Source organism: Pseudomonas sp. PDM19 (assembly GCF_014852215.1).
In the GTDB taxonomy this organism is placed as follows: Bacteria; Pseudomonadota; Gammaproteobacteria; order Pseudomonadales; family Pseudomonadaceae; genus Pseudomonas.
Genome location: NZ_JACVBG010000004.1, coordinates 231066 through 247085, shown reverse-complemented (window position 1 = coordinate 247085; position 16020 = coordinate 231066). Strand labels below are relative to the sequence as shown.

Here is a 16020-nt window from a genome sequence, read left to right as displayed (position 1 = left end):
CGCGCCACCTCAACCAACGCTTCAAGCTAAATTAAGGCCGTCCCATGTCAGCGGAAAACGCGATCACCATTTCGAACATCAGCAAGTGCTACAACATCTACGACTCTCCCAAGGATCGCCTGAAGCAAATGCTGCTTCGCGGGGACAGAAAGCTGTATCGAGAGTTCTGGGCACTGCGTGATATCTCGTTCGAAGTTCCTCGCGGGGAGACGGTCGGTATCGTAGGCCGCAATGGCTCTGGGAAGTCCACACTGCTGCAAATCATCGCAGGAACACTCACTCCTTCCAGTGGATCGGTCATCACCAACGGCCGGATTGCCGCTCTGCTGGAATTGGGGTCAGGATTCAACTCGGAGTTTACCGGCAGGGAAAACGTCTATCTCAACGCCGCGCTACTGGGACTCACTCAGGAAGAAATCGACCAGCGATTCGATCTCATTGCCGGTTTTGCTGATATCGGCCACTTCATTGACCAACCGGTCAAGACATATTCCAGTGGCATGCTGGTCAGGCTCGCATTCGCGGTGCAGGCACAGATCGATCCCGAAATCCTGATCGTCGACGAAGCACTTGCCGTTGGCGATGCCAAGTTCCAGGCGAAATGCTTCGACCGCCTTAGCAAGCTCAAGGAAAACGGAACCAGTATTCTGCTGGTTACCCACAGCAGCGAGCAGGTCGTAACTCACTGCTCCAGCGCGGTCCTTCTCGATGCCGGAAGAATCATCACCCAAGGCAAGCCAAGGTCTGTCATCAACAGTTATCTGGACCTCCTCTTCGGCCGTGAAAAAATCGAGCCGAAGGCCGAGGCCACCGTCAGCCCCCGCGCGCAAGCCTCCACCGCAGAAAGCAGGGAGGTCGGCCCTCAAATAGAAACCGAGGGAGATCATTTCGCCAGTCGCCAGCTTTATAATCCCTACGAGTACCGTTGGGGTGACGGCTCGGTTGCCATTACCGATTTCTCGCTGAGCAGCGAGGGAACTGATTATCCGACGCGGATTCGCAATGGCGCCGAGGTAGTGCTGAAGGTAGGTGTCAGGATGCTCATGCCGCTGATCCGCCCTATTCTTGGAGTGACCATCAAAACCAAGGACGGTGTGACCCTCTTCGGGACCAACTCCGAACTCCTGCAGTGTGAGGAAACCCGGAACAGCTATCCGGCAGGCGCCAGTTTCATCGCTACTGTGCGCTTCGACTGCAGTCTCGGTGAAGGCGACTTTTTCATATCGCTTGGCATAGCCACGCGAAACGGTGAGGAAATTGTTCCCCACGACCGTCGCTACGATTCGATCCACTTTGTCGTTGGGACAGACTCCCGTTTCTTCGGCCTGACCAATCTCAATATGCAGATGAACATAGAATGAACCTGCTCCACGAAACTCTGCAAAGCCTCGGCTACTCGTTCCAGCCAGAACAACATATCTGGGCGCGCAGCGAGCCTCTGCCGTTCGATTACAGTGATGGTGACGACACGGAGAACCGACTCCATCGGATCATTTCGGAAAGCACGGACGTCTCGATATTTTCCCGGCAATTGCATACTGCTTGTGTAGATTGGCCAACCACCTATCACCTGAGCTCTGCCAGGGCTAACCTGCTACGGCCGCTGGAGCACTTGCTCGACGGCGATGTGCTGGAAATAGGTGCCGGGTGCGGTGCCATCACCCGCTACCTTGGCGAAGCGGGGGCACGTATCATCGCCGTTGAAGGTAGCTCGCGACGGGCTGCGATCGCAGCGCAACGGACACGAGATCTGCCCAACGTAACTGTGATCAACGACCAGTTCGAGCGCTTCAAGCCGGAGCAGAAGTTCGACGTCATCACTCTTATTGGTGTCCTCGAGTACGCAGGCAAGTTCAATGATGCTGCCAATCCGGTTCGCTCGATGCTCGACGCTGTCAGGGCACTACTCAAACCGGACGGTGTTCTTATCATTGCGATTGAGAACCAACTGGGCCTGAAGTATCTGGCGGGCGCGCCAGAGGATCACCTAGGGGCACCAAGAGTTGGAATTCAGGGTCTCTATAAACACCCTGGAGTAGAAACATTTGGCCATCTTGAATTACGCCAACGTCTCGTCGAATCCGGTTTCGAACATATTGAAACCGCCTTGCCATTTCCCGATTACAAACTCCCGGCGAGCATAGTACTGCCGAGCGGCTACAGCGCTGAGTCGTCGTTTGATGTTTCTGCGCTGGCCGCGCAGGTATCTCCCAGAGACCCGCAGATATCCTCGGAGTATCTGAATTTCTCTCTGGAATGTACCTGGCGGGAAGTGGGCAAGAACGGGCTGCTTGCCGATCTTTCCAACTCATTTCTGATTGCCGCGTCAAATCGGCCCAACGCAAGTGAGCCACTGTTCGAAGCGGATCTGCTGGCTTGCCATTATTCCAGCAACCGCCAGCCGGCCTACTGCAAGCTGGTCGAGTTCAGGAAAAGCTCACAGGGGCGCATTCAGGTCAATCAGCGACCACTGATCGCTGGAGTCCAAGCAGAAGAATCATCCGAGCGCTTCAGGCACCATCGGCTCGATGAGCGATTCTTTTCAGGTGAAGCATTGAGCACCGGATTGATCCGCACTCTGCAAACTCCCAGCTGGACGACCAAGGGGCTGGCCCGCTTGCTCGCAGATTACATCAGTGTCGTGGTGAGTTATGCGGGTCTGCCCACCTCAGGTCCACATGACCTCTCCACCCCGCTTCCCGGCTCACTCTTGGACCTTGTCCCGCAGAACATTCTGGAGAACGAAGACAAGACCCAGGTTATTGACCTTGAATGGGAGTATGCGGAGGATATTTCACTGGGTTATCTCGTTTTCAGGGCCATCACCACTCTGCTGAGAATGGTGTCGAGTCTTGCAGTGCCGTGTGAGCTCCGCTGGCTGCAGCAAGGTCGACTGTTTGAAGATCTTTATGCACATCTCGGAGCCGATTTCGGACAAGCCGATTACGAGCGCTTTGCGGAGATGGAAGCAGAATTCATGAGCTTCGTATCAGCATGCCCGTGCCCAGCTATCCCGTATGACGATTGGCATAAGCACACTCTACCGACATTCCTGGATGTCTCCCGACGAGAAACCAGCAGTCTGGTAAGCCATATTCAGCAGGTGGAAGAACTGGCGAATACCTATATCGCACAGGTCAAATGGCTCGAAGGCGAAAAGCAAAGGCTGCATCAGAAGGTTGATAACACACTTGCCGAGATGGCAGAGCTGGAAAATGAGCTCCAGAAACTCTCTGAGGAAGTCACGCATCTATCGGAACAAGCGAGCGAAAACCAGCGACTGCGCCAAAAGCTGAGCGAGACAGATGCCGAGCTGTCCAAGATCAGGTCCAGCCGTATCTGGCGCCTCAAGACCCACCTGTTTAAGGAGTGATGCTCACGCTGCAGCCTGCACAGCAGATGAGACGTGCCACATAGCTCTAGCTGGCCAGCCCAAGGGCGATCAGGCTGTTCTCGGGTCATAATGCCTCGCCAGCAGCTGCCGGGTTCTATCCTCGATGCAAAACAAGCGATTTTCAAGGCTCAATGTCCTGCTCGTCTTTGCGCTAGCATTGTTGCTCTGGCCCCTCCACCACTTCGCCGAGCGCTACTACAGCGAGCAACTGGCCGAGCAGAACCAGCAGACCCTCGACCTCTACGTCGCCAACCTGCTCGGCACCCTGCGCCGCTACGAGGACCTGCCACCGATCCTCGGTGAACTGCCGACCTTGCGCGCCGCGCTGCAAACGCCGGAGAGCCTGACAGCACAGAACGCCGCCAACCTGGAACTGCAGCGCATCCGCGGGCGCACCGGGGCAGACGTCATCTACCTGATCCAGGCGGACGGCATGACCCACGCCGCCTCCAACTGGGATCAGCCGGACAGCTTCGTCGGCCGCAACTTCGCCTTCCGCCCCTACTACAAGGAAGCGACCCAAGGTCGGCAGGGACGATTCTTCGGCCTGGGGACGACCTCCAAGCGCCGCGGCTACTACTTCGCCAGCGATGTCCGCGACGGCGGCAAGCTGCTCGGCGTGCTGGTAGTGAAGGTCGACCTCGAACACATGGAGCAGCTCTGGGGTAATACGCCGGAGCAGTTGCTGGTCATGGACTCCAACGGCGTCGTCATCCTCTCGTCCAGTAACGCCTGGCGTTTCCACACTGGCAAGGAGCTATCCCCCGCCAAGCAACGCGAGATCGCCGAGAACATTCCCTATCCGGTGCTGCACCCGGCGCCGCTGAAGATCGACCAGCGCCGCTGGATCAGCCAGAGCCGCCACCTGCCCGAGACTGGCTGGACGGTTAGCATCTATACCCCTCGATCCCAGGTCGACGCACCGGTACGCAGCGTCGTCCTGATCGGCGCAGCCACCCTGGTCGCGCTGCTTCTATTACTCTCATTATTGACTATCAGCCGCCGCCATTACCTCGAACGCATCGCCCTGGAGGCCCAGGCGAAGCATGAGCTGGAATTGCGCGTGCAGGAGCGCACCCAGGAGCTTGAAGGTGCCAACACGCGGCTGCAGGAGGAAGTCAGCAATCGCGAGCAGGCGCAGCGCGAGCTGATGCACGCCCAGGATGAAGTGGTGCAGGCCGGCAAACTGACCGCCCTGGGCACCATGTCCGCCAGCATCAGCCATGAGCTCAACCAACCACTGGCGGCGATACGCAGCTACGCCGACAACGCCCGCGTACTGCTCGACCACGAGCGCTACAGCGACGCCCGCGGCAACCTCGAACAGATCGGTGAACTGACCGGGCGCATGGCCTCGATCATCGGGCACCTCAAGGCTTACGCCCGCGGCGCCCGCCGGGCGCCGGAGAACGTTGCACTGCAGCCAGCGATCAATGACGCCCTGGCCCTGCTCGCCCAGCGCCGCCAGGCGATGAACGTGGAACTGCTGCGCGACCTGCCCGACGCGGCAATCTGGGTGCAGGCCGGCGAGACGCGGCTGCGGCAGATCCTTTCCAACCTGATCTCCAACGCCCTCGATGCCCTGGCCGAGAAGGGACTGCCAAGGCGCATCTGGCTGACCACCGAGCAGACGCCCGAGCGCATCATCCTGTCCCTGCGCGACAACGGCCCCGGCTTTTCCGACGAAGCCCTGGCCCATGCTCGCGAGCCCTTCTTCACCACCAAGACCAGCGCGAAAGGCCTGGGTCTGGGCCTGGCCATCTGCGACACCCTGTTACGCACGCTGGGCGGACATCTTGAATTGGGCAACCACCCCGAGGGCGGCGCTCTCGTACAATTGCACCTGTTGCCGGGCATTCCCGGCGTGACCCTGACGCCGCAAGAGGAAACCCGCGCATGAGTTCGGCCGAGCCGTTCGACTCCACCACCCAGGTGCTGCTGATCGATGACGACCCGCACCTGCGCCAGGCGCTCTGCCAGACCCTCGACCTTGCCGGCTTCAAGGTGGTCGCCCTGGGCGATGCGCGGCAGATCGATCCGCAGCAGGCGCGTGACTGGCCAGGAGTTATCGTCAGCGACATCCGCATGCCGGGCATCGATGGCCTGCAACTGCTGGAGCAACTGCATGCGCAAGACTCCGAATTGCCGGTGATCCTGGTCACCGGCCATGGCGATGTACCGCTCGCCGTGAAGGCCATGCGCTCGGGCGCCTATGACTTCCTCGAGAAGCCCTTTCCCAGTGATGCGCTACTGGACAGCGTGCGCCGCGCACTCGATGTGCGCCGACTGGTGCTGGAAAACCGCAGCCTGCGCCTGGCCCTGACCGAGCAGAAGGAAGTCCGTGGCCGTCTGGTGGGCCAGTCCGCACCAATGCAGCGTCTGCAACAGCAGGTCGCATCGCTCGCGGCGATCCAGGCGGACGTGCTGGTCCTGGGCGAAACCGGATCGGGCAAGGAAGTCGTCGCCCGCGCCCTGCATGACCTGTCGAGCCGCCGCAACGGTCCGTTTGTCGCCATCAACGCCGGCGCGCTGGCCGAGTCAGTGGTGGAGAGCGAACTGTTCGGCCACGAACAGGGCGCTTTCACCGGCGCGCAGAAGCGCCGCATCGGCAAGTTCGAGTTCGCCAACGGCGGCACGCTGTTCCTCGACGAGATAGAGAGCATGAGCCTGGACGTCCAGGTGAAGCTGCTGCGCCTGTTGCAGGAGCGCACCGTCGAGCGCCTGGGCTCCAACCAGCTCATTCCGCTGGATATCCGCATCATCGCGGCAACCAAGGAGGACCTGCGCCTGGCCTCCGATGAAGGCCGCTTCCGCGCTGACCTCTACTACCGCCTGAATGTGGCCAGTCTGCGCATTCCACCATTGCGCGAACGGGGCGACGACATCCTGCTGCTGTTCCAGCACTTTGCCGAGCGCGGTGCGCAGCGCCATGGCCTGAACGCCCGCCCGCTGGACTCGGCGCAACGTGCGCAACTGCTGGCACACGGCTGGCCGGGCAATGTCCGCGAGCTACAGAACGCCGCGGAGCGCTACGCCCTCGGCCTGGACCTGGGGCTGGACGACAGCCACGGGCAGGCCACCGCCGCCACTCCCGGCGCCGGGCTGAACGAGCAGGTGGAATCCTTCGAGCGCTCGCTGATCGCCGCCGAGATGGGCCGCTCGCACAACTCCCTGCGCAGCCTTGCCGAAGCGCTAGGCGTACCGCGCAAGACCCTGCACGACAAACTGCGCAAGCACGGCCTGCTGTTCTCCGGCAGTGGCGGAAATTCCGCCGACGATGGCGACCTCTGAGCAGAAATCCGCCGATGGCCTGGACTGCGACCAAGGGCGAACAGCGCCACAGAGCGCTCTGACGTAGTCTTCAGCCCTGGCACACACCTTGCTCTGCGACACAGGTGCGATTGCCTTGTGCATCACATCTCGCGACGTGCCTGCCACGTCGCGCCCGCCGGGCCACGAACCCGGCGGTGTCCTTCGGGCTTCTTGCCATCTCGTGCCTTCGATTCGACAGGCGCATCGCCGGGTGCAGTGATCCTGCCCCGGCCAATTTTCCCCTCTCGCATCTTCGTTCAGGACTTTCCTACACAGCGGTCCTGCGCCTCTCTGCATCTGCGAATCAAGCGCAACGGCGCGCCCTGCGTGGGCCTGCGAAATCGACTGCCATTCTGCGGTCATGAAACCGCGCTCAAATCTTCACGAAATCCCCTCTAAATCGGGCGCTAATGCAAAACCTCTCCTATGGTTTATGCGGGGTGGGCAGAGCAGGAAGTACTGCCCAATACATTGGATAGCAAGCTATTGACCTGAATCAGGAGTGCCCCGCCAAGACGGGCGCTAAATAGCCTCACTCTCCAACTTCCTATAGGGAGATTCTTAAATGTCGCAAGAAAGCAGCCAAAAACTAAAGCTAGGCGCTTTGACGGCTCTTGTTGTCGGCTCGATGATTGGCGGGGGCATCTTCTCTCTCCCGCAAAACATGGCCGCCAGCGCTGACGTCGGCGCGATCCTCATCGGTTGGGCCATCACCGCGGTCGGCATGCTGACCCTGGCATTCGTCTTCCAGACCCTGGCCAACCGCAAACCCCAACTCGACGGTGGTGTGTACGCCTACGCGAAGGCCGGTTTCGGTGACTACATGGGCTTCTCCTCGGCCTGGGGTTACTGGATCAGCGCCTGGCTCGGCAACGTCGGTTACTTCCTCCTGCTGTTCAGCACCCTGGGCTACTTCTTCCCGATCTTCGGCAAGGGCGACACCGTCGCGGCGATCGTCTGCGCGTCGATCCTCTTGTGGGCCCTGCACTTCCTGGTACTGCGCGGGATCAAGGAAGCGGCGTTCATCAACACCATCACCACGGTGGCGAAGATCGTCCCGCTGTTCCTGTTCATCCTGATCTGCCTGTTCGCCTTCAAGCTGGACATCTTCACCGCGGACATCTGGGGCAAGAGCAATCCTGACCTGGGCAGCGTGATGAACCAGGTGCGCAACATGATGCTGGTCACCGTGTGGGTGTTCATCGGCATCGAGGGCGCGAGCATCTTCTCCTCCCGTGCGGAAAAACGTTCGGACGTCGGTAAGGCCACCGTGATCGGCTTCATCACCGTCCTGCTGCTGCTGGTACTGGTGAACGTGCTGTCCATGGGCGTGATGACCCAGCCGGAACTGGCCAAGCTGCAGAACCCGTCGATGGCGCTGGTGCTGGAGCATGTGGTCGGCCACTGGGGCGCGGTCTTGATCAGCGTCGGCCTGCTCATCTCCCTGCTGGGTGCCCTGCTCTCCTGGGTGCTGCTGTGCGCCGAGATCATGTTCGCCGCCGCCAAGGACCACACCATGCCGGAGTTCCTCCGCAAGGAGAACGCCAACCAGGTGCCGGCCAACGCCCTCTGGCTGACCAACATCTGCGTGCAGGTCTTCCTGGTCATCGTGTTCTTCACCTCCGGCAGCGCCGACGGTGGCATGGACCCGTACACCAAGATGCTGCTGCTGGCCACCTCGATGATCCTGATCCCGTACTTCTGGTCCGCGGCCTACGGCCTGCTGCTGGCAGTCAAGGGCGAGACCTACGAGACCGACTCGGCCGACCGCACCAAAGACCTGATCATCGCCGGTATCTCGGTTCTCTACGCGGTGTGGCTGATCTACGCAGGTGGCCTGAAGTACCTGCTGCTGTCGGCGCTGCTGTACGCGCCCGGCGTCATCCTCTTCGCCAAAGCGAAACATGAAGTGGGCCAACCCATCTTCACCAATGTCGAGAAGCTCATCTTCGCGGTTGTCGTGATCGGTGCACTGATCGCGGCCTATGGCCTCTACGACGGCTTCCTCACTCTGTAACTCCTGGAGACATCTCATGAGCACGGAAAAAACCAAACTTGGCGTCCATTCTGAAGCTGGCAAACTACGCAAAGTGATGGTCTGCTCGCCCGGACTCGCCCATCAACGCCTGACCCCGAGCAACTGCGACGAGTTGCTGTTCGACGACGTTATCTGGGTGAACCAGGCGAAGCGCGACCACTTCGATTTCGTCACCAAGATGCGCGAACGCGGCATCGATGTTCTGGAAATGCACAACCTGCTGACCGACATCGTGGCCAACCCCGAAGCCCTGAAGTGGATCCTCGATCGCAAGATCACCGCTGACAGCGTCGGCCTCGGCCTGACCCTCGAGCTGCGCTCCTGGCTCGAAAGCCTGGAGCCGCGCAAACTGGCCGAGTTCCTCATCGGCGGCGTGGCCTCCGACGACATCCCGGAAAGCGAAGGCGCCAAGGCGCTGAAGATGTACCGCGACTACCTGGGCCACTCCAGCTTCCTGCTGCCGCCGCTGCCCAACACCCAGTTCACCCGTGACACCACCTGCTGGATCTACGGCGGTGTGACCCTGAACCCGATGTACTGGCCGGCGCGACGTCAGGAAACCCTGCTGACCACCGCCATCTACAAGTTCCACCCGGAATTCACCAACGCCGAATACGAAGTCTGGTACGGCGATCCGGACAAGGACCACGGCATGTCCACCCTCGAGGGTGGTGACGTGATGCCCATCGGCAATGGCGTCGTCCTGATCGGCATGGGCGAACGCTCCTCCCGCCAGGCCATCGGCCAGGTAGCCCAGGCACTGTTCGCCAAGGGCGCTGCCGAGAAAGTCATCGTCGCCGGCCTGCCGAAATCCCGCGCCGCGATGCACCTGGACACCGTCTTCACCTTCTGCGACCGCGACCTGGTCACCGTCTTCCCCGAAGTGGTGAAAGAGATCGTTCCCTTCATCCTGCGTCCGGACGAGAAGAGCCCCTACGGCATCAACGTCCAGCGCGAAGACAAGGACTTCATGACCGTCGTCGCCGAGTCCCTGGGCCTGAAGAAACTGCGCGTCGTCGAAACCGGCGGCAACAGCTTCGCCGCCGAACGCGAGCAGTGGGACGACGGCAACAACGTGGTCTGCCTGGAACCGGGCGTGGTGGTGGGTTATGACCGCAACACCTACACCAACACCCTGCTGCGCAAGGCTGGCGTGGAAGTCATCACCATCAGCGCCGGCGAACTGGGCCGGGGCCGTGGCGGCGGTCACTGCATGACCTGCCCGATCATCCGCGACCCGATCGACTACTGATCGATCGGCACCCGATAAACGCGACTACCTCAACCAGAGCGCATTGACCTCACGAGGCGGCCCTTGCCAGGGCCGCCCGCCCCGCCAGCCACGAGCTGTACTGACGAGGGCCGAGATTGGATCCCACAAGGAGAAACACCATGGCTTTCAACATGCACAACCGCAACCTGCTCAGCCTGATGCACCACAGCACCCGCGAGTTGCGCTATCTGCTCGACCTGTCCCGCGACCTGAAGCGCGCCAAGTACACCGGTACCGAGCAGCAACACCTGAAAGGCAACAACATTGCGCTGATCTTCGAAAAGACCTCGACCCGCACCCGCTGCGCCTTCGAAGTCGCCGCCTATGACCAGGGCGCCAACGTCACCTACATCGACCCGAACTCCTCGCAGATCGGCCACAAGGAATCGATGAAGGACACCGCCCGCGTACTGGGCCGCATGTACGACGCCATCGAATACCGTGGCTTCAAGCAGGAAATCGTCGAGGAACTGGCGAAGTTCGCTGGCGTACCGGTGTTCAACGGCCTGACCGACGAGTACCACCCGACCCAGATGCTGGCCGACGTGCTGACCATGCGCGAGCACAGCGACAAGCCGCTGCACGACATCAGCTACGCCTACCTGGGCGACGCCCGCAACAACATGGGTAACTCCCTGCTGCTGATCGGCGCCAAGCTCGGCATGGACGTACGCATCGCAGCTCCCAAGGAGCTCTGGCCGACCGACGAACACGTCGCCGCCTGCAAGAAGTTCGCTGAAGAAAGCGGTGCCCGCATCACCATCACCGAAGACCCGAAAGAAGCCGTCAAGGGCGTGGACTTCATCCACACCGACGTCTGGGTATCGATGGGTGAGCCGGTCGAAGCCTGGGGCGAACGCATCAACGAGCTGCTGCCCTACCAGGTCAACATGGACATGATGAAGGCCGCCGGCAACCCGCGCGTGAAGTTCATGCACTGCCTGCCCGCCTTCCACAACAGCGAGACCAAGGTCGGCAAGGAAATCGCCGCCAAGTACCCGAACCTGAAGAACGGCATCGAAGTGACCGAAGACGTCTTCGAATCCCCGTACAACATTGCCTTCGAGCAGGCGGAAAACCGCATGCACACCATCAAGGCAATCCTCGTTTCGACCCTCGCCGACATGTAATGCCGGACAGCCCCGGACCGCGACAAGGTCGCCGGTCCGGGCGCTCCCACTCTTTCGGAGGAAATGAATATGCGTATCGTCGTCGCATTGGGCGGCAATGCCCTGCTGCGTCGTGGCGAGCCCATGACTGCCGACAACCAGCGCACCAACGTACGGATCGCTGCCGAACAGATCGCCAAGGTTGCCCCCGGCAACGAGCTGGTGATCGCCCACGGCAACGGCCCGCAGGTCGGCCTGCTGGCCCTGCAGGGCGCTGCCTACGAGAAGGTCAGCCCGTACCCGCTGGACGTTCTCGGCGCCGAGACCGAAGGCATGATCGGCTACATGATCGAACAGGAAATGGGCAACCTTCTGCCGTTCGAAGTACCGTTCGCCACCCTGCTCACCCAGGTCGAGGTCGACTCCAAGGACCCGGCCTTCAAGAACCCGACCAAGCCCATCGGCCCGGTCTACTCCAAGGAAGAGGCCGAAGCCCTCGCCAAGGAGAAAGGCTGGAGCATCGCCCCGGACGGTGACAAGTTCCGCCGCGTCGTGGCCAGCCCGCGTCCGAAGCGCATCTTCGAGATCCGCCCGGTCAAGTGGCTGCTGGAGAAAGGCACCATCGTCATCTGCGCTGGCGGCGGCGGCATCCCGACCATGTACGACGAATCCGGCAAGAAACTCTCCGGCGTCGAGGCGGTGATCGACAAGGACCTCTGCTCCTCGCTGCTGGCCCAGGAGCTGTCGGCTGACATCCTGATCATCGCCACCGACGTGGACGCGGCCTACATCGACTGGGGCAAACCGACCCAGAAAGGCATCGCCCAGGCCCACCCGGACGAACTGGAACGCTTAGGCTTCGCCGCCGGCTCCATGGGTCCGAAGGTCATGGCCGCCATCGAGTTCGCCCGCGCGACCGGCAAGGACGCAGTGATCGGCTCGCTGGAAAACATCGTCGCCATCACCGAAGGCAAGTCCGGTACTCGCGTCAGCACCAAGAAAGCTGGCATCGAATACCGCTGAGATTTGCCGCGGTAAAAAACGGGAGCCCTTCGCGGCTCCCGTTTTCATTCATGAGCCCTGCAGGATTCGCTCGGGAACTCGTCGCCTTCTTCCGACAAATCCTGGCGCGAGCGTGACTCGGCGGTCATCATCCTCGTCAGCTAAAGCATTCCGAATCACTAGAAGCCACGCCTGGCTTTGTGCCACCGGGCCGCCCCGCCATGGGCCACCGTCGTCCGGCGCGCAAGATGCACTTGCTGAAGGAGTTTCCGAGAGATGTCTCGACTACCGGTCATCGTTGGTTTTGGTGGATATAACGCGGCTGGCCGCAGTTCCTTCCACCATGGGTTCCGCCGCACCGTCCTCGAATCCATGGAGCCCGCTGCCCGCCAGGAAACCCTCGCCGGTCTCGCGGTCATGATGAAACTGGTCAAGGTCGTCGACGGCCAGTACCAGGACGCCGACGGCAACATCCTCGATCTGGCCGCCATCGAGCAGCGCTTCGAGCAGCAGATTCGCCAGTCCACCCTGATCCGCCGCATCGAGCTGCAATACCTCGACGTCGACGCCGCGCACTGCCACAAGAGCCTGACCGTCAGCGCCGCCGGCAGCCCGGTGACCTTTACCACCCTGCGCAAGCAACTGCCCGAGCCGCTGCCGGCCAACTGGTCGGTGGAAGAACTCGAAGGCGGCGAAGTCCGCGTCACCCTGCACGACAGCTGCGAATTCAAGGTCGACAGTTACCGCGCGCTGCCGGTGAAATCCGCCGGCCAGCTGCCCACCGGCTTCGAGCCGAGTGAGCTGTACAACTCGCGCTTCCACCCGCGCGGCCTGCAGATGTCCGTGGTCGCCGCCACCGACGCGGTGCGCTCCACCGGCCTCGACTGGCAGACCATCTGCAACGCCGTCCAGCCTGACGAAATCGCCGTGTTCTCCAGCAGCATCATGAGCCAGCTGGACGAGAACGGCTTCGGCGGCCTGCTGCAGTCGCGCCTGCGCGGCCACCGCGTGTCGGCCAAGCAGCTGCCGCTGGGCTTCAACAGCATGCCCACCGACTTCATCAACGCCTACGTGCTGGGCAGCGTCGGCATGACCGGTAGCGTCACCGGCGCCTGCGCCACCTTCCTGTACAACCTGCAGAAAGGCATCGACGTCATCACCACCGGCCAGGCCCGCGTGGCCATCGTCGGCAACGCCGAAGCGCCGATCACCTCCGAGATCATCGAGGGCTACGCCGCCATGGGCGCGCTGGCCACCGAAGAAGGCCTGCGCCACATCGAAGGCCGCGATGACGTCGACTTCCGCCGCGCCAGCCGCCCGTTCGGCGACAACTGCGGCTTCTCCCTGGCCGAGTCCGCGCAGTACGTGGTGCTGATGGACGACGCCCTGGCCCTGGAGCTGGGTGCCGACATCCACGGTTCGGTGCCGGACGTGTTCATCAACGCCGACGGCTTCAAGAAGTCCATCTCCGCTCCCGGTCCGGGCAACTACCTGACCATGGCCAAGGCCGTGGCCGCCGCCGCGCAGATCGTCGGCGAGAAGAGCGTGCGCCAGCACAGCTTCGTCCACGCCCACGGTTCCAGCACCCCGGCCAACCGCGTGACCGAATCGGAAATCCTCGACCGCGTCGCCACCGCCTTCGGCATCGAGGGCTGGCCGGTCACCGCGGTGAAAGCCTTCGTCGGCCACTCCCTGGCCACCGCCAGCGCCGACCAGATGATCTCCGCCCTGGGCACCTTCCGCTACGGCGTCATCCCCGGCATCAAGACCGTCGACAAGTTCGCCGACGACGTCTTCAAGGACCACATCGCCCTGTCCAGCAGCGACGTGCGCCGCGACGACCTGGAAGTCTGCTTCATCAATTCCAAGGGCTTCGGCGGCAACAACGCCACCGGCGTGCTGCTGTCCCCGGCCATCACCGAGAAGATGCTGCGCAAGCGCCACGGCGACGCCGCCTTCGCCGACTACCAGGGCCGCCGCGAAGCCACTCGCGCTGCCGCCCGGCAGTACGACGAAGCCGCGACCCAGGGCCGTTTCGACATCATTTACAACTTCGGCAACGACATGATCGACGAGCAGGCCATCGAGATCAGCGACCGTGGCATCCAGGTCCCCGGCTTCAGCCAGGCCATTGCCTACAAGAAGGATGCACGTTTCAGCGACATGCTCGACTGATCGCCGACGTTGAACGAAAAAGCCGGGCAGATGCCCGGCTTTTTCATATCCAGTAGCAGTGCAGGAGCGCGCCATGCGCGCGATCGCGGGCATGGCCCGCTCCTACAGGGGCTTCGACGCAGGCAGATTCAGTAGGTCCCCTGCCCCACGCCCAACTCGAGAATGCTCGCCTTGAGGTTCTCAAAGTCGTACTCGCTGAGCCCGACGTAATCCAGCACCAGCGCGCGCACGCTCTCCCACTCGTGGTCCTCGTCCTGGTTGCCCAGCACGCGGTAAGAGCCGCAGATGTGCTCGGCCATCTTGAGGATCGCCAGCAGGTTCTTCAGCTGGGTATCGCGGCAGTTGTCCTCGCTGAAGATAGACAGCGCATTGTGGTGGTTGGCGATGGCCTCGCAGACGTGCTCCGGCAGGCGCCAGGAGCGCGCGGTGAAGTAGCCGACCACCGCATGATTGGTGTTCAGCACGCGGTTCTCGGTGTCCACCACGCGGCGCTCGTCGCTCGCGCTGGCATAGGCCTCCTCCAGCACCGCCATGTAGTGCGGGAAGCGCTTGAGCATCAGCGGAATGCCGCAGTTGTGGAACAGCCCCAGCGCGTAAGCCTCGTCCACCGACTCATAGCCGATGCGCTTGGCCAGCGTCAGGCAGCTCATGGCCACGTCCTGGGCGGTGTCCCAGAAGCGATTGAGGGTGACGATGGTCGCGTCGCTCATCTCGCCCTTGATCGACTGGGCGTTGATCAGGTTGATCACCGAGCGGCTGCCCAGCAGGTTCACCGCGCGCTGGATCGAGGTGATGCGATTGGCCAGGCCGAAGAACGGCGAGTTCACCAGCTTCAGCAGCGCGCCGGACAGCCCCGGGTCCTGGCTGATCAGCTTGGCGATCGCCTTCAGGTCCGGGTTGGGCATGAACTGCTCCATCTGCAGGTCAACCATGATCTGCGGCTGCGGCGGCACGCTGATGCCCTGCAGGGCCTGACGGATCTGTTCGGCGGAGAGTTCTTGAGACATGGGCGCGCTGGGAAAAGTTGACGGGGCGCACAGTTTACCCAGAGCCGGGGCTTCTGGAAGTGCTGCTTTTGATTGAACTTTCATCGGCGGCTGTGTCGGAACCTTTACACCCAAGCGGACGAAATGGGAGACAAGCCACATGAGCCAGACACTCAAAGGCAAGACCATCGCCATCCTGGTCACCGACGGTTTCGAGCAGGTGGAGCTGACTGGCCCCCGCGACGCCCTGAAGGAAGCGGGTGCCAAGGTGAAGATCCTCTCCGACAGCAAGGACAAGGTGCGCGGCTGGAACCACGACCAGCCGGCGGACAGTTTCAAGGTCGACGGCACCTTCGAGACCGCCCGCATCGACGAGTACGACGCCGTGCTGCTGCCAGGCGGGGTGATCAACGCCGACCAGATCCGCAACCTGCCCAAGGCCCAGGAAATCGTGCAGAAGGCCGCCGAGGCCGACAAACCCATCGCGGTGATCTGCCATGGCGCCTGGTTGCTGGTCTCAGCCGGTCTGGTGAAGGGCAAGACCCTGACCAGCTGGAACTCGCTCAAGGACGACATCAACAACGCCGGCGGCCACTGGGTCGACCGACAGGTGGTCAACGATGGCGGGCTGATCAGCAGTCGCAAGCCCGACGACATCCCCGCCTTCAGCAAGCAACTGATCGAAACCCTCGCCGCTTGAGAGCCGCCGATCAAAAGCCCGTGCGCCGCGC

General features: G+C 61.9%; 11 protein-coding genes. 10 read left to right on the top strand and 1 reads right to left on the bottom strand.

Features of this window, described 5'->3' with window-relative positions; all coding sequences use genetic code 11:
• Window positions 1-44: 44 nt before the first annotated feature.
• From IB273_RS23385 to IB273_RS23345, 9 genes are all read left to right on the top strand, one after another.
• Window positions 45-1361, top strand: a complete 1317-nt coding sequence (locus IB273_RS23385; RefSeq protein WP_192225139.1) for an ABC transporter ATP-binding protein — start codon at window positions 45-47, stop codon at window positions 1359-1361.
• Window positions 1358-3373, top strand: a complete 2016-nt coding sequence (locus tag IB273_RS23380) for a methyltransferase (protein WP_192225138.1) — start codon at window positions 1358-1360, stop codon at window positions 3371-3373. The genes IB273_RS23385 and IB273_RS23380 overlap by 4 nt, the downstream gene beginning before the upstream one ends.
• 124 nt (window positions 3374-3497) lie before the next feature.
• Window positions 3498-5294, top strand: a complete 1797-nt coding sequence (locus IB273_RS23375; protein WP_151188648.1) for a sensor histidine kinase — start codon at window positions 3498-3500, stop codon at window positions 5292-5294.
• Window positions 5291-6685, top strand: coding sequence for a two-component system response regulator DctD (gene dctD, locus IB273_RS23370; protein WP_151188649.1), 1395 nt, complete (start codon window positions 5291-5293; stop codon window positions 6683-6685). The genes IB273_RS23375 and dctD overlap by 4 nt, the downstream gene beginning before the upstream one ends.
• Before the next feature lie 586 nt (window positions 6686-7271).
• Window positions 7272-8723 (top strand): arginine-ornithine antiporter, encoded by a 1452-nt coding sequence (gene arcD, locus IB273_RS23365; protein WP_081515309.1) that lies wholly within the window; start codon window positions 7272-7274, stop codon window positions 8721-8723.
• Window positions 8724-8739: 16 nt separating this feature from the next.
• The gene (gene arcA, locus IB273_RS23360; RefSeq protein ID WP_081515308.1) at window positions 8740-9996 is read left to right on the top strand and encodes an arginine deiminase; all 1257 of its coding nucleotides are present in this window, start codon (window positions 8740-8742) and stop codon (window positions 9994-9996) included.
• Between the two features lie 140 nt (window positions 9997-10136).
• Window positions 10137-11147 carry an ornithine carbamoyltransferase gene (locus tag IB273_RS23355; protein ID WP_065086518.1) on the top strand — a complete coding sequence of 337 codons (1011 nt, stop codon included), beginning with the start codon at window positions 10137-10139 and terminating at the stop codon, window positions 11145-11147.
• A gap of 69 nt (window positions 11148-11216) precedes the next feature.
• A complete protein-coding gene (gene arcC / locus IB273_RS23350) occupies window positions 11217-12149 on the top strand; it encodes a carbamate kinase (RefSeq protein WP_065086519.1) in 933 nt (310 codons plus the stop codon).
• Between the two features lie 255 nt (window positions 12150-12404).
• Entirely contained in the window at window positions 12405-14303 is a 1899-nt protein-coding gene (locus tag IB273_RS23345) for a beta-ketoacyl synthase (protein WP_192225137.1), read from the top strand.
• A gap of 128 nt (window positions 14304-14431) precedes the next feature.
• Here IB273_RS23345 and IB273_RS23340 read toward each other — a convergent pair whose 3' ends face one another.
• Window positions 14432-15256 carry an HDOD domain-containing protein gene (locus IB273_RS23340; RefSeq protein ID WP_139791463.1) on the bottom strand — a complete coding sequence of 275 codons (825 nt, stop codon included), beginning with the start codon at window positions 15254-15256 and terminating at the stop codon, window positions 14432-14434.
• Window positions 15257-15449: 193 nt separating this feature from the next.
• Here IB273_RS23340 and IB273_RS23335 point away from each other — a divergent pair, with 193 nt between their 5' ends.
• On the top strand, window positions 15450-15989 hold the full coding sequence (locus IB273_RS23335) for a type 1 glutamine amidotransferase domain-containing protein (RefSeq protein ID WP_192225136.1): 540 nt from the start codon (window positions 15450-15452) through the stop codon (window positions 15987-15989).
• The last annotated feature ends 31 nt before the right edge of the window (window positions 15990-16020 follow it).